Source organism: Paenarthrobacter sp. FR1 (assembly GCF_051106045.1).
Lineage (GTDB): Bacteria > Actinomycetota > Actinomycetes > Actinomycetales > Micrococcaceae > Arthrobacter > Arthrobacter nitroguajacolicus_A.
Map to the genome: position 1 here is coordinate 22,328 of NZ_JBPFSF010000016.1, position 21,409 is coordinate 43,736.

At 62.8% G+C, this 21,409-nt stretch carries 20 protein-coding genes; all 20 read right to left on the reverse strand.

Annotated features, from left to right (window positions below; translation table 11 throughout):
- Positions 1-37 precede the first annotated feature (37 nt).
- Complete coding sequence (locus ACR30Z_RS21840; protein ID WP_144652786.1) at positions 38-964, reverse strand: RluA family pseudouridine synthase; 927 nt, start codon at positions 962-964, stop codon at positions 38-40.
- On the reverse strand, positions 957-1,565 hold the full coding sequence (lspA, locus tag ACR30Z_RS21845) for a signal peptidase II (protein WP_144652787.1): 609 nt from the start codon (positions 1,563-1,565) through the stop codon (positions 957-959). Before lspA ends, ACR30Z_RS21840 begins: the two co-directional genes overlap by 8 nt.
- A 100-nt stretch (positions 1,566-1,665) precedes the next feature.
- Positions 1,666-2,364 (reverse strand): DivIVA domain-containing protein, encoded by a 699-nt coding sequence (locus ACR30Z_RS21850; RefSeq protein ID WP_144652788.1) that lies wholly within the window; start codon positions 2,362-2,364, stop codon positions 1,666-1,668.
- Positions 2,365-2,519: 155 nt separating this feature from the next.
- Entirely contained in the window at positions 2,520-2,807 is a 288-nt protein-coding gene (locus ACR30Z_RS21855) for a YggT family protein (protein WP_144652789.1), read from the reverse strand.
- A gap of 108 nt (positions 2,808-2,915) precedes the next feature.
- Positions 2,916-3,452 carry a cell division protein SepF gene (locus ACR30Z_RS21860; protein WP_026542515.1) on the reverse strand — a complete coding sequence of 179 codons (537 nt, stop codon included), beginning with the start codon at positions 3,450-3,452 and terminating at the stop codon, positions 2,916-2,918.
- Positions 3,453-3,537: 85 nt separating this feature from the next.
- Positions 3,538-4,293 carry a YggS family pyridoxal phosphate-dependent enzyme gene (locus ACR30Z_RS21865; RefSeq protein WP_434374587.1) on the reverse strand — a complete coding sequence of 252 codons (756 nt, stop codon included), beginning with the start codon at positions 4,291-4,293 and terminating at the stop codon, positions 3,538-3,540.
- On the reverse strand, positions 4,286-4,999 hold the full coding sequence (locus tag ACR30Z_RS21870; RefSeq protein WP_434374588.1) for a polyphenol oxidase family protein: 714 nt from the start codon (positions 4,997-4,999) through the stop codon (positions 4,286-4,288). Before ACR30Z_RS21870 ends, ACR30Z_RS21865 begins: the two co-directional genes overlap by 8 nt.
- 25 nt (positions 5,000-5,024) lie before the next feature.
- On the reverse strand, positions 5,025-6,245 hold the full coding sequence (gene ftsZ, locus ACR30Z_RS21875; protein ID WP_011774419.1) for a cell division protein FtsZ: 1,221 nt from the start codon (positions 6,243-6,245) through the stop codon (positions 5,025-5,027).
- Between the two features lie 215 nt (positions 6,246-6,460).
- Positions 6,461-7,384 (reverse strand): FtsQ-type POTRA domain-containing protein, encoded by a 924-nt coding sequence (locus ACR30Z_RS21880; protein WP_434374589.1) that lies wholly within the window; start codon positions 7,382-7,384, stop codon positions 6,461-6,463.
- Positions 7,377-8,747, reverse strand: a complete 1,371-nt coding sequence (gene murC / locus ACR30Z_RS21885; protein WP_434374590.1) for a UDP-N-acetylmuramate--L-alanine ligase — start codon at positions 8,745-8,747, stop codon at positions 7,377-7,379. The genes ACR30Z_RS21880 and murC overlap by 8 nt, the downstream gene beginning before the upstream one ends.
- On the reverse strand, positions 8,744-9,859 hold the full coding sequence (murG, locus tag ACR30Z_RS21890) for an undecaprenyldiphospho-muramoylpentapeptide beta-N-acetylglucosaminyltransferase (RefSeq protein WP_434374591.1): 1,116 nt from the start codon (positions 9,857-9,859) through the stop codon (positions 8,744-8,746). The genes murC and murG overlap by 4 nt, the downstream gene beginning before the upstream one ends.
- Positions 9,860-9,865: 6 nt before the next feature.
- The gene (gene ftsW / locus ACR30Z_RS21895; RefSeq protein ID WP_144652795.1) at positions 9,866-11,167 is read right to left on the reverse strand and encodes a putative lipid II flippase FtsW; all 1,302 of its coding nucleotides are present in this window, start codon (positions 11,165-11,167) and stop codon (positions 9,866-9,868) included.
- A 2-nt stretch (positions 11,168-11,169) separates the two neighbouring features.
- Positions 11,170-12,759, reverse strand: coding sequence for a UDP-N-acetylmuramoyl-L-alanine--D-glutamate ligase (murD, locus tag ACR30Z_RS21900; protein WP_434374592.1), 1,590 nt, complete (start codon positions 12,757-12,759; stop codon positions 11,170-11,172).
- Positions 12,741-13,850 carry a phospho-N-acetylmuramoyl-pentapeptide-transferase gene (mraY, locus tag ACR30Z_RS21905; protein ID WP_144652797.1) on the reverse strand — a complete coding sequence of 370 codons (1,110 nt, stop codon included), beginning with the start codon at positions 13,848-13,850 and terminating at the stop codon, positions 12,741-12,743. Before mraY ends, murD begins: the two co-directional genes overlap by 19 nt.
- Entirely contained in the window at positions 13,847-15,337 is a 1,491-nt protein-coding gene (locus tag ACR30Z_RS21910; protein ID WP_434374593.1) for a UDP-N-acetylmuramoyl-tripeptide--D-alanyl-D-alanine ligase, read from the reverse strand. The genes mraY and ACR30Z_RS21910 overlap by 4 nt, the downstream gene beginning before the upstream one ends.
- Before the next feature lie 6 nt (positions 15,338-15,343).
- Positions 15,344-16,978 carry a UDP-N-acetylmuramoyl-L-alanyl-D-glutamate--2,6-diaminopimelate ligase gene (locus ACR30Z_RS21915; protein ID WP_434374594.1) on the reverse strand — a complete coding sequence of 545 codons (1,635 nt, stop codon included), beginning with the start codon at positions 16,976-16,978 and terminating at the stop codon, positions 15,344-15,346.
- Between the two features lie 103 nt (positions 16,979-17,081).
- Positions 17,082-18,878, reverse strand: a complete 1,797-nt coding sequence (locus ACR30Z_RS21920) for a peptidoglycan D,D-transpeptidase FtsI family protein (RefSeq protein WP_434374595.1) — start codon at positions 18,876-18,878, stop codon at positions 17,082-17,084.
- Between the two features lie 42 nt (positions 18,879-18,920).
- Positions 18,921-19,583 (reverse strand): hypothetical protein, encoded by a 663-nt coding sequence (locus ACR30Z_RS21925; RefSeq protein WP_144652801.1) that lies wholly within the window; start codon positions 19,581-19,583, stop codon positions 18,921-18,923.
- Complete coding sequence (gene rsmH / locus ACR30Z_RS21930; RefSeq protein WP_434374596.1) at positions 19,580-20,578, reverse strand: 16S rRNA (cytosine(1402)-N(4))-methyltransferase RsmH; 999 nt, start codon at positions 20,576-20,578, stop codon at positions 19,580-19,582. Before rsmH ends, ACR30Z_RS21925 begins: the two co-directional genes overlap by 4 nt.
- A 166-nt stretch (positions 20,579-20,744) precedes the next feature.
- The gene (gene mraZ, locus ACR30Z_RS21935; protein WP_144652803.1) at positions 20,745-21,176 is read right to left on the reverse strand and encodes a division/cell wall cluster transcriptional repressor MraZ; all 432 of its coding nucleotides are present in this window, start codon (positions 21,174-21,176) and stop codon (positions 20,745-20,747) included.
- Positions 21,177-21,409: the final 233 nt, after the last annotated feature.

Sequence of the window (21,409 nt, forward strand, 5' to 3'; positions counted from 1 at the left end):
CGGGTCCGACAGGAAGCGGACCCGGACGGCGAGGCCCCTATGCAGAGCCGGTTGCGAGCAGATCCAGGGCGTACTGGAGATCGGCAGGGTAGTCACTGCTGACCTCCACCCAGTCACCGGTTCGGGGGTGCGTGAACCCGAGCTGGCGGGCGTGCAGCCATTGCCTTGTGAGCCCCAGTGTTGCCGCGAGCCGGGGATCGGCCCCGTACGTGAGATCTCCAGCACAGGGGTGCCGCAAGGCCGAGAAATGGACTCGGATCTGATGGGTACGGCCGGTCTCCAAGTGAACCTCCACCAAGGTGGCCTTGCCGAACGCTTCCAGCACCTCGTAGTGCGTTACTGATGGCCGTCCGTCCTCGATCACGGCGAAACGCCAGTCGTGGCCCGGGTGGCGTCCGATCGGGGCATCGATGGTGCCTTCAAGCGGATCAGGCAGTCCTTGGACCACAGCGTGGTACACCTTGTCCACGGTGCGTTCCTTGAAAGCGCGCTTCAGGACCGTGTAGGCATGCTCGGTCTTCGCCACCACCATGACGCCGGAGGTCCCGACGTCGAGCCTGTGCACGATACCTGCACGCTCGGGCGCTCCGGACGTCGAAATCCTGTACCCGGCCCCGGCGAGGCCACCGACCACCGTTGGTCCCACCCAGCCTGGCGAGGGATGCGCTGCAACCCCCACGGGCTTGTCGATGACAACGAATTCCTCGTCATCCAGCAGGATCTTCAGGCCTTCCACAACTTCCTCCACGACTTCCAAGGGGTCCGGCCGCTCGGGAACAGTAACGTCCAGTACTGCACCGGCCACGAGCTTTGCCGACTTGCCGAGTGCCACACCGCCGCTGGTCACGTTTCCTTCAGCAATCAGCAGCGCTGCCGCCGAGCGGGAGATGGCCAGCAGTTGCGCCAGGCCGGCATCGGCGCGCACCCCGGCCAGTTCTTCGGGAATCACCAGCGTGTTACTCACCGGCAGTCTCCCCCGCGGATCCGGCAGCAGGCTTGGCATCACTGGCTGGTTTGGCCGCCGCTGATTGGCGCTTTCCATCCATGCCGATGCCGCGAAGGGTGAGGAGGCAGATAATGACGACGCCGGACACCACCGCCGAGTCCGCGATGTTGAAGATGGCGAAGTTGGGCAATTGGATGAAATCCACCACGTGGCCCATGGCGAAGGACGGCTCCCGGAACAGGCGGTCGGTCAGGTTGCCCAGCGCCCCGCCCAGAAGCAGGCCAAGGGACAGCGCCCACCAGGCCGAGCCCAGACGTCGCAACTGGAAGAGGATTGCCACCGATACGGCAGCCATGACGATAGTGAAAACCCACGTCACGTTTTCCCCAATGGAGAACGCCGCCCCGGAGTTCCGGATGTAGTACCAGTGCAGCAACGGGGGCAGCACCGGAATGCGTTCACCCTCCGTCATGGTGCTGGTCACCCAGAGCTTGGTGAGCTGGTCAAAGGCGTAGGCGAACACGGCGAAGCCGGCAAAAAGCCAGAGCATGGCCGGACGCCACTTGCGGCGGACGGTTGGCTCCGGCTGCGAGGCGTCATCGGTTAAGTCGTCGGTCATAGTGCTTTCATTCGTGAAGCGTGGAGGTTTGCCATCAGGGTAGTTAACAGCAAAAGCCGGCGGCCGAGGAGTCCTCAGCCACCGGCTTTCAGAATACTTGCTAAACGTCTGCGGTAGCTTCGCCGACCTCAGGGGCAGCGACGGAACCACGGGCGTCGAGGTCGCGCAACTGGCCTTCGATGTAAGCCTTCAGGCGGGAGCGGTAGTCGCGCTCGAAGCCGCGGAGCTGTTCCACCTTGCGCTCGAGAACGGAGCGCTGCTGCTCGAGGGCACCAAGGATCTTGCGGGACTTTTCCTGGGCATCGTTGACGAGGCTGGAAGCCTCGATCTGAGCCTCCGCAATGATCTTTTCCTTCTGCTGCGCGCCGTCCGAAACGTGCTTGTCGTGCATCTGCTGAGCCATGGCCAGCAGTCCTGCAGCGGATTCAGCGGAGGGGGTGACACCGTTGCTTGCAGCGGGAGCCTTGGCAGCGGCAGCGGCAGCGGCGGCCTGCTCGGCTTCCTTCTTCTTGGCAGCTTCGGCAGCCTTGGCCTCGGCTTCCGCCTTGGCCTCAGCTTCCTTGTCGACCTTGACCGGGGCCGGAACCTTCTCGACGACCGGAGCCGCAGCAGTTGCAGCAGGCACAGCCGAACCGGCTTCGCCGAGCTTCTTGCGAAGTTCGTCATTCTCCTGGTTCAAGCGGCGAAGTTCCACCACGATCTCGTCGAGGAAGTCGTCTACCTCGTCCTGGTCGTAGCCTTCGCGGAACTTGGTCGGCTGAAAGCGCTTGTTGACAACGTCTTCTGGCGTCAAAGCCATCTGGTCACCTCGTTGGTCTAGTTAGTCAGTAGGCCTTCCGGCCGTTCAAAACTACGGTACCTAAATATCATCTGGTTCCTCCAATTCAACACCATCGTGTTGAATTGGAGAATTTGCGGCCTTTGGACCATCGGTGGTCCGGGTTCCGCGGGCAGCTATGCCAAGCCGCCAGCCACGTTCATGGCGATTACAACTACAACAATCAGGATCAGGAACCCCAAGTCCAAGGAAATTCCACCCAGCTGGAGGGGCGGTATCAGTTTGCGGAGCCTCCCCAGCGGAGGATCCGTCACGGAGTAGACCACATGGGCTGTTACCAATGCCACACCCCGCGGACGCCACTGGCGGGCGAACATCTGCACCCACTCAAAGATGAGTCGGATGATCAAGGCAATGAAGAACAGCAACAACACAATATAGATAAGGCCGAAAACAATGCCCACGAGTTAGCTCAGATCTCCCACTTGTTCCGGAATGCCGATCGGTCCCTACTATTGCAACACAGATGCCAGGCAGGTTGACCCGCCTGGCATCCGCGAAAAAATCTGGTGTCAGCTCTGGTTGAAGAAGCTGGCCTGCGTTTCGCTGGCCTTCTTGTCATCTCCGATGACCTCGACGTACGACGGCGACAACAGGAAGACCTTATTGGTCACCCTCTCGATACTCCCATGCAGGCCAAAGACCAACCCGGCCGAGAAGTCCACAAGGCGCTTGGCGTCGGCTTCACCCATGTCGGTGACGTTCATGATGACCGGAATGCCATCCCTGAAGCTTTCACCGATGACCTTGGCATCGTTGTACGAACGGGGATGAACGGTGGTGATCTGCCTCAGGCCCGAGGCATCTTCGCGGCTGGACGCCGCACGCTTGATGGGTGTCACGGGTGCGCGGTATTCCTCTTCGGCATCAACAGTGGGCATTTCACGGACAACTTCCCGGACGGGAGCAGGCGCCCGGCGCTCTTCCCGTTCCTGTGCCTGGGGGCGTTCTTCGTCGTGGTGCGAGGCGACGGCCTGCTCAGATTCGTAGTGTTCATCGCCGTCGGCGAGCCCAAGATAGATCATTGTCTTGCGCAGAGCGCCAGCCATGGTGCACTCCTATCGTTTCTGCAGTAGGCGGGCCGCCATGACTTGACATATTGGAACCCCGGCCCGTCATTCCAATACTTTGACGCTACCCCACGGCCGGACGCGAACCCAGAATATCGGAGCCAATTCGCAGGTGTGTCGCCCCGAACTTCACGGCTGCTTCCAGGTCCTGGCTCATTCCGGCGGAGATGCCGGCAGCAGCCGGATGCGCCACGCGGAGCGCCTCTGAAATTGCGGCCAGCTTGTTGAATGCCGCCTCAGGATCGGCACCGAGGGGTGCCACGGCCATCAGCCCTGCCAACCGCAGGCCAATGGCCGACTCGATCCTGGCTGCAAGCAGTTCCACGTCGGCCGGAGCGGCACCGCCGCGGTGCGCACCGGCGTCGTCCTCCAAACTGACCTGAACGAAGCAGTCAAGGTCGCTCCGCCCCGTAGAATCCTGCTCCCTGGCGACGGCCTTGGACAACGCGTCAACAAGCTGGGGCCGATCAATCGACTGGACGGACGCCGCATACTTGGCAACGGACTTTGCCTTGTTGCTTTGAAGCTGCCCGATGAAATGCCATCGCACATCAAGGTCGGCCAGCTCCGCGGTTTTGGACGCTGCTTCCTGGTCGCGGTTCTCACCAAAGTCGCCAACGCCAAGTGCAGCCAAGCGGCGGACGTCGGCAGCCGGATGAAACTTGGTCACGACGATCAACTGCGGGACATCACTTCGTCCGGCAGCGGCCGCCGCTGCCTCGATCCGGCTCCTGACCACCTCCAGCCGCCCAGCGAGCTCAGCGGTACGGGCATCGCCACCGGCAGCCTGCGGCCGGTGGTCGTGTCCAGTGCTAGTCATGCGTCCACACCAAACCTGCGAATCGACCGGTGCGGGACTCGCGCCGGTAAGAGAAAAGGGAATCATTTTCGAGGGTGCACTCCCCCGCATAAGCCACAGGAACATCCAATGCAGCCAATTGCGCCCGCACACCCGCGGGCAGGTCCAGGGCGGGAGTTCCCCACGACGTGGTGGACCAGGTGGCCGGGACTTTCGCCGCGACGTCGGTACGCAGTTGTTCCGGCACCTCGTAGCAGGAACCGCAAATTGAAGGACCCAGCCAGGCGCTGATGTCCACGGCGCCGCGGCTACGCATTCCAGCGATAGTGGCCCCCACGATGGCCGAAGCAACGCCGGGGCGTCCCGCGTGGGCCACGGCAATGATGGGGTCATTGTTGGCGTCCACGCCTGCGAACACCACGGGCACGCAATCGGCCACCATGACAGCCAACGGCTGCGCCGCCCCCGGGGAATCCGTGGAAGCTGAAACCATGGCGTCGGCAGTGGGTCCGGGCCCAATGGCAGCGATGAACTCCACCGTGTTGCCATGGACTTGATTCATGTATTGGAACTGCCGCGCACCCAACCCCGCCGCGTGCGCGAGGCGGGTTCGCCGTGCGCTCACTTCCTCAGGGTTGTCCCCTACGTGGAGAGCCAGGTTCCCGGCGCCTGCATCCGTGAAGGCTACAGAAACGCCGGGCCGAACTTCATTGCGCCACCAAAACACCAGGTACTGACTCTCCGAACGCGGCTTACTTCAGGAAGTCGGGGACGTCGAGGTCGTCCGAGCGACTACCCGACAGGTCGGGCTCCACCACGGCCGGAAGGTCGACGTCGAAGCCCGAGTCAGCAGGCAGCGCGGACGGGCGCTGCTGACCCCAATTGCTCAAGCCCGCGGCACCGATACCTGCCGTTGCGTGCTGGGGTGCAGCGGCACTGGAAGGTGCGCTGCTCGGTGCAGCGGGACGATCCGAGGGCACGGGGTTTTGCGCCGGACGCGACTGGTCCATGGAGGGCGAGGTTGCCTTGACGTCGTCGAAACCTGCAGCAATGACCGTCACACGGGCCTCATCGCCCAAGGCGTCGTCAATGACCGCACCGAAGATGATGTTGGCCTCGGGGTGCGCCACTTCCTGCACCAGTCGGGCTGCTTCATTGATTTCGAACAGGCCGAGATCCGAACCACCCTGGATGGAGAGCAGGACACCGTGGGCGCCGTCAATGGAGGCCTCCAGGAGCGGGGAGGCGATGGCAAGTTCGGCAGCCTTGACCGCACGGTCTTCACCGCGGGCGGAACCGATGCCCATCAGGGCTGATCCTGCACCCTGCATGACCGACTTGACGTCGGCAAAGTCGAGGTTGATCAAGCCCGGGGTGGTGATCAGGTCGGTGATGCCCTGCACGCCGGAGAGGAGCACCTGGTCCGCGGAGCGGAAAGCGTCCAGGACGGAGACGTTGCGATCGCTGATGGACAGGAGGCGATCGTTGGGGATGACGATCAGGGTGTCGACTTCGTCGCGAAGCGCGTCAATGCCGGCTTCGGCGGAACCTGCACGGCGGCGGCCTTCGAAGGTGAACGGACGGGTCACCACACCAATGGTCAGCGCACCCAGGGAACGCGCGATGCGCGCCACCACGGGGGCGCCACCGGTACCGGTGCCACCGCCTTCGCCGGCCGTGACGAAGACCATGTCAGCGCCGCGGAGAACTTCTTCGATCTCGTCGGCGTGGTCCTCGGCGGCCTGCTTGCCGACTTCGGGGTTGGCGCCGGCTCCGAGTCCACGCGTGAGTTCACGTCCGACGTCAAGCTTGACGTCGGCGTCGCTCATGAGCAGCGCCTGCGCGTCAGTATTGATGGCGATGAACTCGACGCCCCGAAGGCCGACCTCGATCATGCGGTTGACTGCGTTCACGCCACCGCCGCCGATGCCGACGACCTTGATGACGGCCAAGTAATTCTGCGGTGCTGCCACGTTTCGTGCCCCTTGCTTGTGTCCTATAGCGAAACTGATCGAGTCCAACTTGAATTCTTGGACCTTAACCCTCTAGTTGAAGGTTATAGTTATGTCAAGTAACTCTACTGCGACGGTATTTCCTATGGTTCGCACATGCAATGACCGCTTGCGCGTGTCGTGTGATTGTCGCGAAATAAGGCCACCGACGGCCGGAGGTTACGTTCTCAAACTGCTTATTTGGTGAATGGATGCCGTGGGACGCTGACGTCGTAGACACGCACGGGAACCTTCGGATCTGCCGGCATCTTTAGCAGCGCTTCAAGTGCCTTCGCCTTCAATTCCCTGTCCTCGGCATTGCCCCACACTACCGTCTTTCCGTCCACCAGTTTGAGCTCCACCGCATCCGCGGAGGCTGCCGAAGCGGTGGACATCCTGGCCAGTACGTCGGCCGGCAAGGTGTCCAGGACAGCAGCAATTGCCTTGAAGAGCTCCGTCTTGGTCGCACCCGCGCCGGCGTCGATCAACGGCAGGGCCACCGCGGACTGGTCCTTGGTGGCACCGAGCTGAACGCCGTCCACGTCAACCATGACAAAAGAGTCGCCCTGTTTCAGCAGCGCTACCGGAACACGTTCGTTGACATGAACCAACAATTCCGAAGGTGGCCGCGCCTCCATAGTGGCCGACCGAACTTGGACCAGAGGCTTCAGGAGCTCGTTGATCTCCTGCTCGCTGACCTGGGGCAGTGGCTTGCCTTCCAGCCCCGAGAGAGCCTTCTGCACGGCATCAGGAGTCAACAGGGTGGTTCCGTCCACAGTGACGGTCCGGACTGCGAGGACCGGCGAATACACGGCACCGGCGATGAGCGCCGCAACAAACGCCGCGACGATGGAAAGCGTCCACAGCACCAGCCTCCGCTGGCGTTTTCCCTTTGGCTCCGGAAAGGCAATGACGTTGCCCGGTGGAGTTGCCTTGCCGGACTTCGAATTCTTATCTACCGGATTGGCGGAACCTGTTGATTTAACTGCTGGCGTCACACCAGGTTCAAGGGAACGCTGGGCGCTGATGACGGTCCCGGAGTCTTTGCTCCGGGGGCGGCCGGCGGTCGGCTGGCCCGTATCCGTGGCCGGTTTATACGTCGGCTTGCGGGTACTAGCCACCCAGCGCCTCCACGATCACGGGTCCGTACGCAGTAACGTCTCCCGCGCCCACTGTCAGGACCACGTCACCTTCGCCTGCGACTGTGGCTATTGCCCTCACGGCTTCGTCTGCGGAAACAAGGCGGCCAGTGGACAAATGATCGGTGATCAATGCACTGGTGACCCCCGGAATGGGATCTTCGCGGGCCGGATAGATGTCCAGGACCAGAGCCGTGTCCGCTGAGTTCAGGGCCTCCGCAAACTCGTCGGCGAACTCACGGGTGCGCGAGAACAGGTGCGGTTGGAAGAGGACATGCACTTTGTTGCCGGCCGCGACTGAACGCGCCGCCGAGAGTGCCGCCCGAACTTCCGTGGGGTGGTGGGCGTAGTCGTCGTAGACCCGCACTCCCCTGCCCTGGCCTTTGAGTTCAAACCGCCGCGAGGCCCCTGTAAAGTGGGCCAACGCCGCTGCTGCGGCATCAGGTGCCACCCCGAGTTCGACGGCGACCGCGAACGCCGCTGCCGCATTCAGGGCATTGTGGCGCCCGGGTACCTGCAGTTCGAGCCGGTGGACTTCGCCCGCGACAGCCACCGAGACATCTCCTGGACCAGCGTCGTGAAGCCGGATGTCGGCGTCGTCCGCTGTTCCGTACGTCAGTACCCGGGTGGTTCCCTTCGAAGCAGTACGGTCCGCCAGCGCGCGGGCGCCGGCATCATCGGCGCAAACCAGGAGAATACCTTCGGGCGGCAGGAGGGCCGCGAAGCTGTCAAACGAGGCAAAGACTGCTTCGGGAGTTCCATAGTGGTCCAGGTGGTCGGCCTCGACGTTGGTGACGACGGCGATCAGCGGCCGATAGTTGAGGAAGGAACCATCCGACTCGTCGGCCTCGGCAACGAAGATGTCCGAAGCCCCGTGTGCGGCGTTCACACCGAGTGCCGGGACGTTCGCTCCAATGGCAAAGGAGGGATCAACGCCTGCTTCCTTGAGCAGGACGGCGATCATGGAGGTGGTGGTGGACTTACCGTGCGTACCCGCCACTGTAACCACCCGGTGACCGGCCATGGTGGCAGCCAGGGCTTCGGACCGGTGCAACACGGGCAGTCCTGCAGCCCGCGCCGCCGTGAGCTCCGGATTATCGGCGCGGATGGCCGAGCCGGCCACGATCGTCTGCGCATCGCCCAGGTTTTCTGCGTCGTATCCCACGGCTATGCGCGCACCAGCCGCGGCGAGGTCGTGCATGACCGGCAAGTCTTTGCCATCCGTTCCGCTGACAGGGACACCCCGCGCCACCATGATCCGGGCGACGGCGGACATTCCCACTCCGCCGATGCCAATGAAGTGGACGCGTCCCAGGGATTCGAGGGGGGCGATGCTGGTGGTCATGCGTTTACCGCTTCCAAGACAAGATCAGCCATGCGCTGATCGGCGTTTCTGATACCGAGGGCCTCGGACTTGCGGGCCATTTCGCGGAGCCTGCCGTGGTCGGACAGCAGTGGAATGAGTTCGCTTTCGAGCCATTCCGGGCTGAGGTCCTTATCGTCCACCAGGAGAGCGCCACCGGCGCTCACCAACGGAGCCGCGTTCAGTGCCTGCTCCCCGTTTCCGATCGGCAGCGGCACGAACACGGCCGGAACTCCTACCGCCGCTGCTTCGCTGACGGTTCCAGCACCCGCGCGGGCCAGAAGCACATCGGCAGCTGCGTAGACGTTCTCCATCCCGTCCACGTACTCAACCTGGCGATAGCCGTCGGCAGCCAGCAGTTCGCCGTCGTCATTGAGGACAGACTTCCCGTTGCCCGTAATGTGCAGGGTTTGGACTCCGGCAGCTGCCAGAGCCGGAAGTGCGGCCGCTATGGAACGATTGATGCTCAACGCCCCGGACGAGCCTCCCGTGACGATCAAAGCCGGCCTTTCCGGATCCAACCCCAACAGTGACTTGGCCGCAGGTGCAGCCTTGGCCCGGTCGAGGCCGGAGATGGCCCGGCGCATGGGCATGCCCACGTGGCGTGCTCCCCGCAACCGTGTTCCGGCAAACGCCACAGCAACGTAGTTGCTGAACCGGGCGCCCACGCGGTTGGCGAGGCCGGCCTTCATGTTGGCTTCATGGATAACGATGGGAATCCCGAGTTTCCGGGCAGCAAGGTACATGGGTGTGCAGACATAGCCGCCCACCCCCACGAGGACATCAGCCTGCGCTTCCTCCAGGATGCGCCGGGCCTGGCGTACCGCTCCACTCAGTCGTCCGGGAAGCTTCAGGAGGTCTACGGAGGGTCGTCGCGGAAACGGAACCCGGTCGATGGTGGCGAGCTCGTAGCCGGCGGCCGGGATGAGCCGCGTTTCCATGCCCGACGGCGTGCCAACAGTCAAGATGGCAGCGTCCGGACGCTTGTCCTTGATGGCGTCGGCGATGGCCAACAGCGGGCTGATATGCCCGGCGGTTCCGCCGCCGGCCAGGACGACGGACAAAGGCTTAGACGCGTTGGAGTCAAAAGTCATGAAGTGCTATTTACGCTTTCGTGCGGTCTTGGACATGAGGCGCGGAAGGAACCCTGAACGCTGCTGCGGTGGCAGTTGGCCGCGGGCCAAGGACAACACTACGCCCACCCCGCACAGCGACATCACGAGTGCAGAGCCACCGTAGGAGATGAAGGGCAGCGGCACACCGACCACCGGAAGCAACTGGGTCACCACCGCCATGTTCATGCTTGCCTGGCCCAGCAGCCACACCATGATTCCACCCGCAAGGGTGCGCTGGAACGGATCCGTCTGCCGGACCACCACACGGAAGATGGCGATGCCAAGAATCGCGAAAAGCACCAGAACCACAATGGTCCCTACCAAGCCAAGTTCCTCGCCGATGATGGCGAAGATGAAGTCGTTGTGGGCTTCCGGCAACCAGTTGTATTTCTGTCGGCTCTGGCCCAGGCCCAGGCCCGTCCAGCTTCCTTGCGCCAGCCCGTACATGCCGTTGGTGGACTGGAAGTCGAAATCGAACTGCTCGGTACATGATGCGGACGCCGTCCCGAGCCAGGAGGTGATGCGGCATATCCGGTTGGCACTGCTGATGGTGCCCAGCACGGCGCCCACCACTCCCACGGCACCGGCAATGGCCAGCATCCGTCCGGGCACGCCCGCAAAGTAGAGGCCCGCCGCTGTGATGGCGGCAATGACGATCACGGTTCCAAGGTCGTTTCCGAGCATCACGAGGCCAATGACGAGGCCTGCGCCCGGCACCACGGGGATGATCACATGCCACCAGCGGTTGAGGAGTTTCTGCTTGCGCGCCAGTACCGCGGCAATCCAAACACAGAGGATGAGTTTGGCCGTCTCGGAAGGCTGGAGCGTCACTCCGCCGATGTCGATCCAGTTCTTGTTGCCATTGACGCTGTTACCCATGACCTGGACCAGGACGAGGAGGACAATGACGGCGCCAAGCGCCCACCACGACAACCTCTTCATCCAGTTCACGTTGGTCCGTGAGATCACGTACATGCCAACGAGTCCGATGACGCCGAACATTGCCTGCTTGAGGGCATCCGCGTAGGGCGACTTGCCTTCGGAGATCGCTTCCACACTGGAGGCCGACAACACCATCATGATGCCGATGGCTGTCAAGGCCAGGGCACAACCAAGAATGAGGTAGTAGGTGGAACTGTTGGGAGCTGAGCCCTTGCCTTCAAGGCCGTCCCAGAAGCCGCGCAGGTGCCTGCGGAGCCCGGAAGGCTGTTTGTCCGCCGTCGGCGTGGCCTTGGGTTTCCCGTCCCGGGGATCCTTGCCGCGGGTGCGGGTGGGCGTGCTGACCATTGTTACTCCTCGGTGGTCGTTGCCTGCCCTTCCACAAGCTCGCGAACTGCCTGGATAAAAGCATCGCCACGGTGAGCGTAGGAAGAGAACTGATCCATGGATGCAGCAGCGGGTGCCATCAGGACGGTATCGCCTGCGGTTGCCACGCCGGCTGCCGATGCCACGGCCTGGGCCATGATGGTCTCGCCATAGATCGGCGATGCTGCGTTACCGGCTGCGGTCTGCACCTCTTCAGTGTCGCCCTTGGGCGGTGCTATCACGGGGACATCCGGTGCGTGTCGCTGGAGGGAGCCTTCAAGCGCCTCCGTGTCGGTTCCGATCAGCACCACGGCTTTCAGCCTGGATGCATGTTCCTTGACCAGGTCGTCGTAGTTGACGCCCTTGGAAAGCCCACCGGCAATCCACACCACCTGCTGGAACGCGGACAGCGCAGCGGATGCTGCGTGCGGATTCGTTGCCTTGGAGTCGTTGATCCACAGGATGTCGTTCTGGCTGGCCACCAGCTGGATACGGTGGGCCCCCGGAAGGAAATTTGCCAAGCCCTGCTTCACGGCAGCAGGCTCAACCCCATAGGCGCGGACCAGTGCCGCAGCCGCCAGGGCGTTGGCCACCATATGGCGCGGTGCCACGGGACCAAGATCGGTCATGGCAGCCAGTTCCGCGGCAGAGTCCTTGCGCTCGGCAATGAAGGCGCGGTCCACCAGCAGGCCGTCAACCACCCCGAGCATGCTGATGGCCGGAGTGTTGGTGGTGAACCCGATGGCCCGGCACCCTTCCACAACATCCGCGTTCTCAACCATGCGTTCGGTTTCGATTTGCTCGGCGTTGTAGATGGCAGCCTTTTGCGTGTTCTCGTACACCTTGGCCTTGTCGGCAAGGTATGAGGTATAGGACCCGTGCCAGTCCACATGGTCTTCAGCAACGTTGAGGCAGACGCTTGCCACCGGGGACAACGAGTGGCTCCAGTGCAGCTGGAAGCTGGAGAGCTCAACAGCGAACGCGTCGTAGTCGACCGGGTCCCGAAGGGCGTCCAGGATAGGGGTGCCGACGTTGCCGACCGCGATTGCCTTGAGCCCGGCAGCCTGCAGCATGGATTCGGTCATGCCTACTGTGGTGGTCTTGCCGTTGGTACCCGTAATCGTGAGCCAATCGGCCGTCTTGCGTCCCGCACGGACCCGAAGCCGCCATGCCAGTTCCACGTCGCCCCAGACGGCTATGTGCTTACGCTTGGCAGCTGCCAGGAGGGCTTGGTCGGGCCGCCATCCCGGCGAGGTGACCACCAGCTCCGGCAAGGCACCGTCGATCAAGGGAAGGGCATTGACTGCCTCCGCCCCGAGCAACACATCAACGGCACCCACGATCTTCAGGGTGTCGGCTTGGGCTGCGGCCTTGGAGGTGGTGGCGGCGTCCACCACCACCACCTTGGCACCAAGCTCGATCAGCGTGTCCGCCGCGGAGAAGCCGGACAGGCCAATCCCTGTGACGACGACGCGCAGGCCCCTCCAGTCAGCATCCCAGCTGGTAAGGTCCTTGAGCCTTTCGGCGGACGTTGTTGGTGTCTCCGGGGTTGCGTTCACAGCAGCACCACCCATTCAGCGTAGAAAACTCCCAGGCCGGCGGCCACGAAGAGACCGGCCAGAATCCAGAAGCGGACAACTACGGTGACTTCCGCCCAACCCTTGAGTTCAAAGTGGTGTTGAAGTGGCGCCATTTTGAAGACACGTTTACCGCCGCTGAGCTTGAAGAAGCCCACCTGGATAATCACGGACAAAGTGATCAGGACGAAGAGGCCGCCGATGAAGGCCAGCAGGAGTTCAGTGCGCGACAGGATGGCGAATGCAGCCACGGCGCCTCCGATGGCCAGCGAACCTGTGTCACCCATGAAGATCTTGGCGGGCGAAGTGTTCCACCAGAGGAACCCCACCAATGCCGCACTGAGGATGGCAGCCAGCAGCGCAAGATCCATGGGGTCACGGACTTGGTAGCACCCTCCGCCGGCCTGGCGCGGCGAACCGCACGCCTGGTTGCTCTGCCAGATTCCCATGATGGTGTAGGCACCGAAGACCATGATGGACGCGCCCGCGGCCAAGCCATCCAGCCCGTCGGTCAGGTTTACGCCGTTGGTGGCGGCGGTGATGATCAGGTTGGACCACAGCACGAACAGGATGGCGCCAACCACGGTGCCGCCGAAGGCCAGATCCAACCAGGGAATGTCACGAACCAGCGAGATCTGCGTTGATGCGGGACGCAGTCCGTCCTCGTTGGGGAACTGCAGGACCAAGACCGCAAAGATAATGCCAACGGCCGCCTGAAGGATCAGCTTTGCGCGGGCGTTGAGCCCCAGGCTGCGCTTGTTCGAGATCTTGATGTAGTCGTCAAGGAAGCCCACAAACCCCATACCGACCATCAGGAAAAGCAGCAGGAGCCCGGACGCGGACGGCCCGGGAGACCGGGGGTTCATCATCCACATGATCAGGTGCGTCACGAAGTAGCTGATGAGCACGGCCGCAACCACCACGGTTCCGCCCATGGTTGGCGTGCCGCGCTTGGTGTGATGCGAGGTTGGTCCGTCGTCGCGGATGAATTGCCCGTAGCTTTTAGCCACGAGGAACCTGATGAACAGGGGTGTCCCAATCAAGGCCACCAGAAGGGCGACGCCGGCGCCGATCAAAAGTGCAATCACAGCAGCTCGTTCCCTTCGCTTGCGGCGTCTTCGGCCGCGTTCTCTCCGGTGGGCTCGGCCCGTGGAGGTAATGCTATCCGATCACCCAGGTGCCTTAGCCCGACGCGCTTTGAGGACTTGAACAGGACCAGGTCGCCGGGTTCCAGTTCCTTCTGCAGGAGTTCGTATGCCTCATCCACCGTTTCGGTGAACGAGCACTCATCGCCCCAGGAGCCTTCCTGGATGGCGGATACGTAGAGGGCACGGGCCTCGCGGCCCACCACCACCAGCCTGGAGATGTTCAGCCGCACCACTTGGGTGCCTACCGCGGTGTGCTCGCGGATGGAGTCCTCCCCCAGTTCGAGCATGGCTCCCAGGACAGCCCACGTCCTTCTACCTTGGCCGAGATCGGCCAGGGTACGAAGGGCTGCCCGCATGGATTCCGGGTTCGCATTGAAGGCATCGTTGATGATGGTGACGCCGTCAGCGCGCTCGATCCGCTCCATGCGCCAACGGCTGGCCGCCGACTGGGAGCTGAGCGAGGAGGCGATGTCTGCTGCCGGGATGCCGGCCGCGAACGCGGCCGACGCAGCCGCCAACAGATTGGTCACATGATGGCCGCCTATCAGGCGGCTTCGCACCTGAACTGCAGGGCCGCCGTCGGGCAGTATGAGGTCGAAGTCAGGGTAGCCCTGGGAGTTGACCACCACGTTGCGGGCTTCCACTTCCTCAGTGGTGGCGGGCGAGGCCGTGAACCCGAGGACCTTGGCTTTGGTTCGGGAGCGCATGGCAGCCACGCGGCCATCGTCGAGGTTGATCACGGCGGTGCCATGTTCGCTAAGGGCTTCCACCAGTTCACCCTTGGTCTTGGCGATATTCTCCACGCCGCCAAATTCCCCGGCGTGCGCCGTACCAACCACCAGGACCACGCCGATGTCCGGCTTGACCATCTCTGCGAGGTATTTGATATGGCCCAAGCCGGTGGCGCCCATCTCGATGACAAGGAAGCGGGTATCGGCATCAGCGGCAAAAACCGTGAGCGGGACACCCACCTCACCGTTGTAGGAACCCTGGGGCGCCACAGTAGCGCCCGCCGTGGACAGTATGCCGGCAAGCAGGTCCTTGGTGGTGGTTTTGCCTGCGGACCCGGTGATGCCGATGACGGTAAAATCCTCGCCGCGTTGCGCGCGGACAGCACGGATGCGGCGGACGACTTCGGCTGCCAACGCACCCATGGCGAGGACAGCGTCGTCAACCACGACGGCGGGATAGGGGCTGCCGTGGGCATCGGCCACTTCGCGTTCGGCGAGGGCCAGAACGGCACCACGTTCGAAAGCGGCGTCCACGAAGTCGTGGCCGTCGGCGTTCTCGCCGGGTTTGGCCACGTACAGCGAACCTGGTGTCGCTTCCCGTGAATCAGTGACGACAGAGGTCGGGACGATGTCCGTATCTCCGGTCAATCGGCCATGGGTGATGTTGGCGATCTCCGCCGCAGTTAGTGCAATCATCTCGGTTTAGGACTCTATCCGCTGGTCCGTTGAAACGCTGAATCCCTTGGATGTCAAGGCGGCACGCAACTCAACCCTGTCATCCAAGGCCAAGTTAACCCCTTTAACCTCTTGCCACACCTCGTGGCCGCGTCCGGCGATGAGGATCGTGTCCTTGGCAGTGGCCATCTCGACGGCCAACCGGATGGCGGCATCCCTCGGGTGGGACTCGATGATCTGGCTGGTCAGGTGCTCAGATTCCCGCGCCGCCTCTGCGCCCTGCAGGACATCGGCGCGAATAGCCGCAGCATCTTCATCGTGGGGATCGTCATCGCTGATGATCACGACGTCAGCCAAACGTGCGGCGATGGCTCCCATGGTGGGCCGCTTGCCTTGGTCGCGCTGGCCCGTCGCTCCGAAGACCACAATGACCCGGGAACCCTCCACGGGGGAACGAACGGCTTCCAGGGCGCGCGCCAAGGCATCAGGATTGTGGGCAAAATCAACCACCGACGCCGGTTCGGTGGAGACCAGCTGCATGCGTCCGGGCACTGCGACGGTGAAAGGGTCATGGGCGTCCAAAGCAGCCTGCAGCGTCGCCATCTCCACGCCCGACGCCAGGACCATGATGGTGGCCAACGCAGCGTTGGCCACATTGAAGTCGCCCGGCAGGCCGGTGTGGACGCGCAACGTCCTGCCGTCCGCGTGCCTGAGTTCGAATTCCGAACCCAGCCCGCGCGCCGACACGGAAGCCACACGCCAGTGGGCGTCGGTGCCGTCCTTTGCCGAGAGGGTTGTCACCGGGATGTCTGCCACCTCCGCCAGCTTGCGCCCCCAGTCGTCGTCAACTGTAACCACAGCGTGCCGTGCCCGGCCGGCAGTGAAAAGTTCTGCCTTGGTTCGGAAGTACTCCTCCATGCTGCCGTGCAGGTCAAGGTGGTCTTGTGTGAGGTTCGTAAAGCCTGCAACGTCGAACATCACTCCGTCCACGCGGTGGTAAGAGATCGCATGGGACGAAACTTCCATGGAAGCCGCGTCCAGCCCACGTTCACGCATCAGGGCAAGCAAAGCATGGACGTCCGTGGACTCCGGCGTGGTCAAGAGACTCGGGATGGGCTCGCCGCCGGCAACAATCTCGATGGTTCCAATGAGCCCGGCGGTCTTGCCGAGGGCTCGCAGCAGCGAGTTGATGAAGTAGGTGGTGGTGGTCTTTCCGTTGGTGCCGGTGACGCCGTACAGCGACGGGAAGCCGCCATCCGCAGGCTGGCTGCGGTAAATCAATGCGGCCAAGCGCCCGACGGCGGCACGAGGCTCTTCGACGATGAGTACCGGAACCGGCTGCTCACCGGCCAGGGCGAGCTGGCGCGCTCCGGCGTCGTCCGTGACGACGGCGACCGCACCGGCGTCGATGGCTTGCGGAACGAAGTCGGCACCGTGGCGAGAAGCGCCCGGCAAGGCCATATAGAGGTCGCCGGCTTCGACAGCCCTGGAGTTGAGCGTTATGCCCGTCACTCCCTTGTGGTGGCTGCCGTCCGGAGCTGCAATGCCCAGCGTTTCGGCAATGGTGGCCAAGGACACCGCAGCCACAGACTCTGGACGGAAGCCGGACCGGCCGGCGTCCGTCGTCGTGGCATTGACAGCTGCCTCATTGTGCTCTGACACGTGGTTCTCCGTTGGTGCTCGTGAAACGACCGGCTGGGGGCCAGCGGCGCCCGGGCCGTTAGTGGTGGATCTACTTTTAGGCCGAAACAGACGCCCAAGAAGCTTACTTGACGAACTGGGGCAACCGCGCGGGTGTCCCCGTGGATGGCGGCACATTGTAGGTCCGCAGGACCTGCGACATGACGGACCGGAACACCGGCCCATTGGTGACGCCGTAGATGTTTCCCTTGGGGCGCTGTAAGACGACCTCGACGATGAAACGGGGGTCGTCCATGGGTGCCATACCCACCATGGAGGCGGTGTAGCCGTCGAACCCGGGCAGTCCGTCCTCACGGGGAGCCTGTGACGTTCCCGTCTTGGCGCCCACGCGATAACCGTCGATGGCGGCATCCTTGATCTGGCCCTCGGTCACAGCGCTTTCCAGAATGTCCCGCACCTGCTGGGCCGTTTCCTTGGACACCACCTGGCGGGAGTCTTTTGCCGGAACTTTTTGCTCCCCACCATCGGGAGTGATGTAGCTGTCGATAAGCCTGGGCTGCAGCATCACGCCGTCATTGGCAATCGACTGGAAGGCCCGCACTGTTTGCAGCGTGGACTGCGACACACCTTGCCCGAAAAGCACCGTGTACTGCTGGCGCTCATCCCATTGATCTGGCTTGGCGAGGATGCCCGTCGCTTCGGCGGGCAGGCCGATGTCCGTCTGCTCGCCGATGCCGAATTTCTTCAACCAATCGTAGCGCTGCTCCTTGGTGAGCCGGCTGCCGACCATCACCGTGCCGGTGTTCATGGACCATCCCAGGATGCCCGCAAGGGTACGTTCCTCAGTGCCATGCTCGAATGCGTCGGTGAACGTCTGGCCGTCGATGGTGTAGGACGTCGGAATGGTGAAATGGTCCAGGGGGAAGGACTTTCCCTCTTCGATGGCCGCAGCAGCGGTAATCATCTTCTGAACGGAACCGGGCTCGTAGGCTGCCGTTACGGAGCGCACTCCACGGTCCTTGGCGTCCACCTTGCCGGGGTCGTTGGGATCAGGTGAGTTGGTGTCCGCGAGGGCCACGAGGTTGCCGGTCTTGGTGTCAATCACAATGATGGAGCCCCATTCGGCGTTCATCTTGTTCACTTGGCTCTGGATGGCCTGCTGCGCGAAATACTGGATGTCCGTGTTGAGGGTCAGCTTTACGTCGCTGCCATCCACAGCGGGTGTCAGCTCATCAGTGGCCACCGGAATTCTGAGGCCATCGGCTCCGATCTCGAAGACACGCTTGCCTTCCGTGCCCCGGAGAATCTCGTCCTGCGTCTGCTCGATGCCCGCCTGCCCAGCGGTACCGTCCTGGAGGAAACCCACCACCCCGCCGGCCACACTGCCGTTGGGGTACACGCGTTTGCTGACACCCTCCGGAACAATACCGGGGATATTGAGCTTGGAGATCCGGTCCTCCAGTTCGGGCTTGACGTCCTTGGCCACCACGAAGTACTTCTTGTCGCCGGTCACTGCCTCGCGGATCTTCTCCACGTCCGAGCCCAGCAGCGCGGCGAGCTCCGAAATTCCCTGGTCCCTGGAGATCTCCTCGATCTCCTCCGTCTTTTCGTTGTACCGCTTGAAGGTGGGGGTGTTGGTGTTCAGCACTTGGTCCACCACGAGGTTGTAGCGGATGACGCTGCTGGCAAGAACGGTGCCGTTTGCATCGACGATCTTTCCGCGCTCTGCGGGGAGGACCATTGGCGTCAGGCGCTTGGCCAACGCAGCCTCAGCCATACCGCCGACGTCCAGGCCCTGGACCATGAAGAGCTTTCCGCCCACCACCAGCAGCAGCGTCAGCATGATGCCGAGGCCAACCCGCAACCGCTTTCTTGCCGCCGGCGTCTTCGTCTTTTTCGATTTGCCGGGGTTCTGCGCCACGTTGATTCCTTGCTGCTGGCCTTGCTTCAGTGGACTGATGGACTACTGCCCTGGTGCCTTTTGCTGGGGGGCCGGGACTGACCCTCCGTTGAGTTCAACCGGCGGTGCTGATGCCGGGGCCGACGGCGTTCCGGCCGGGGCCGCCGGCGTGACCGGTGCAACCGGAGTGACGGGCTTGAGGTTCTCCAACGGATCCTTGGTAGTCACCGACGGCACCACATCGAGCATGCCCGCCACGGCAGGCGGGGCCAACTGGGCGCCGGGGTTGTCTCCCTTGACCGCAGGCGTCGCCTTTCCGGTAACTGCCATGGTGTTGAGGTCGATCTGGCCTTTAACAGTGGAAGGTACCATCCCCAATTCTGCAGCCTTCGCTGCCAGATTCTGGGGAGCTTCGAAGTTCTGCTTCCTCTGTGTCAGGTCCTGGTTTTCCTTGTTGAGGGTCGCGGCCTCGGCTTTCAGTTGCACCAGCTGGTACTGGGCCGTCGAGACTGAGATGTTCAAGACGAGGACCGTCAGAAGGGCGGCCGCCATGGCCACGAAGCACAGTACGACGAATGGTGTCCTTCGCTTACCCGGTGCACTTCGCACAACGGACAGCGGTGTGCGGGACTTTCGACCGGTGTCGGGCCTTCCTGCAGGAGCCGGAAGAGCGCGGGCGGTGTTGCCCACCACGGAGGGCAATGTCTTCGCTGCGGCGTTGCTCATGCGTCTCTCCTCGGTTTGATGCGCTCCACGGCCCTCAAGCGGGCAGACGCCGCGCGTGGGTTTTCGGCTATCTCTGCTGCCGTCGGCACTTCCGTGCCCTTGGTAATGGTCTTTAGTTCAGGTTTGTGCTCCTCGAGCTCAACGGGGAACCCGAGCGGAGCAGAGGATTTGGATCCGGCCTGGAAGACCGACTTGACGATCTTGTCCTCCAGCGAGTGATAGGACATCACCACGATCCGCCCGCCCATGCCTGTGGCTGCCACAGCCGCCGGAACTGCACGTTCCAAGACATCGAGTTCCTCGTTGACCTCAATCCGCAACGCCTGGAACGTCCGCTTGGCAGGGTGTCCGCCGCTCTTAGCAGCAGCAGCGGGAACAACGCTGCGGATCTGTTCCACCAGCTCCCCTGTGGTTGCGAACGGTTTGTCTGCCCGGGCGTTGACTATCCGGTTGGCGATCCGCCCGGCAAACTTTTCTTCGCCCCACTTGCGGATTATGCGCACCAACTCGTCTTCGCTGTAGTTGTTGACCACATCGGCCGCGGTTTGCCCGCGGCTGGTGTCCATGCGCATGTCGAGGGGAGCATCGTAAGAGTAGGCGAATCCACGTTCGCGCTCATCCAGCTGCAGGGAGGACACACCCAGGTCCATGAGGATGCCGTGGACTTCAGGAATACCCAGATCCGCCAGGACGTCCTCGATCTCGTCGTAGACCGCATGAACGAGGTCGGTCCTTGCCGAGAACGGTTCCAAGCGGGCGCCAGCCAAGGCGAGGGCTTCCTCATCGCGGTCAATGCCCAGCAGATGAAGGTCCGGGAATCGCTGCAACATGGCCTCGGAATGGCCTCCCATACCCAACGTGGCATCGATGGCCACTGGCGTCTCGCCACGCTTCCTGGCTGCTTCGAAACCAGGGGCAAGCAAATTGATGCAGCGGTCTTTGAGGACGGGTACGTGGCGTTCCGATGTGGGCCTTGCCGCGTCCTGCTCTTCCACGCTGCCTCCTCTTTCCTAATCGCTTGCATGCTGTTTCTTGAATCGGATCCCCATCCGCGCCTATCGTTCGGTCGGCCTGGCTCAGGGGAAGTTGAGCCAGGAAGACTGTTCGATGGGCGGCTGGAGATCCCATTCAAGAAGCGGGACTACTGCTCCCTCCGACCGGTTAGATGAACCCGGGCAGATTGTCGTCATCCGTTTCCGAGAAGGCTGCTTCCTTCTCGTTGAGGTACTCATTCCAAGCTTCGGCATCCCAGATCTCCGCCCGGGTTCCGGCACCAATAACTGCCAGCTCCCGGCCAAGGCCTGCATATGCCCGTAGCGCCGGAGGAATCGTCACTCGCCCCTGCTTGTCAGGTACTTCGTCAGAGGCCCCGGACAGAAAAACCCGGATGTAGTCACGAGCCTGCTTGGAAGACAATGGCGCCTCCCGCATCGACTCGTGAATGCGTTCGAATTCCTTCTGGCTGAAGACGTAGATGCAGCGTTCCTGCCCCCTGGTGAGGACCAATCCATCGGCAAGCTCCTCACGGAACTTGGCGGGAAGTATGATCCGGCCCTTTTCATCGAGACGCGGCGAGTGAGTACCCAAAAACACTGGCCCCACCGCCCCTCAGTCAAGGTGCCCGCACATACCCAACGCTGCCACTACCCTCTTATGCACTCCACTTTACTCCACAACGCCCCACAGTCAACGCAATCGAAGGCGTTTCTCCACCACTTTGAGAATCAGGCGCCCTGAATCCGCGCGGATTTCTCGGCCGTGGGGCGAAGTGGAGGGAGGGTGCATAGGCCGGGGACCGAAGAGCCATTCGTTCCGCTGGGAACAGC

What these genes read in the sequence shown, in the direction of transcription:
- lspA (WP_144652787.1), bottom strand. Translation starts at nt 1,565, where the DNA reads ATGACCGACGACTTAACCGATGACGCCTCGCAGCCGGAGCCAACCGTC.
- ACR30Z_RS21850 (WP_144652788.1), bottom strand. Translation starts at nt 2,364, where the DNA reads ATGGCTTTGACGCCAGAAGACGTTGTCAACAAGCGCTTTCAGCCGACC.
- ACR30Z_RS21860 (WP_026542515.1), bottom strand. Translation starts at nt 3,452, where the DNA reads ATGGCTGGCGCTCTGCGCAAGACAATGATCTATCTTGGGCTCGCCGAC.
- ACR30Z_RS21865 (WP_434374587.1), bottom strand. Translation starts at nt 4,293, where the DNA reads ATGACTAGCACTGGACACGACCACCGGCCGCAGGCTGCCGGTGGCGAT.
- murC (WP_434374590.1), bottom strand. Translation starts at nt 8,747, where the DNA reads ATGACCACCAGCATCGCCCCCCTCGAATCCCTGGGACGCGTCCACTTC.
- murG (WP_434374591.1), bottom strand. Translation starts at nt 9,859, where the DNA reads ATGACTTTTGACTCCAACGCGTCTAAGCCTTTGTCCGTCGTCCTGGCC.
- ftsW (WP_144652795.1), bottom strand. Translation starts at nt 11,167, where the DNA reads ATGGTCAGCACGCCCACCCGCACCCGCGGCAAGGATCCCCGGGACGGG.
- murD (WP_434374592.1), bottom strand. Translation starts at nt 12,759, where the DNA reads ATGGGTGGTGCTGCTGTGAACGCAACCCCGGAGACACCAACAACGTCC.
- ACR30Z_RS21910 (WP_434374593.1), bottom strand. Translation starts at nt 15,337, where the DNA reads ATGATTGCACTAACTGCGGCGGAGATCGCCAACATCACCCATGGCCGA.
- ACR30Z_RS21925 (WP_144652801.1), bottom strand. Translation starts at nt 19,583, where the DNA reads ATGAGCAACGCCGCAGCGAAGACATTGCCCTCCGTGGTGGGCAACACC.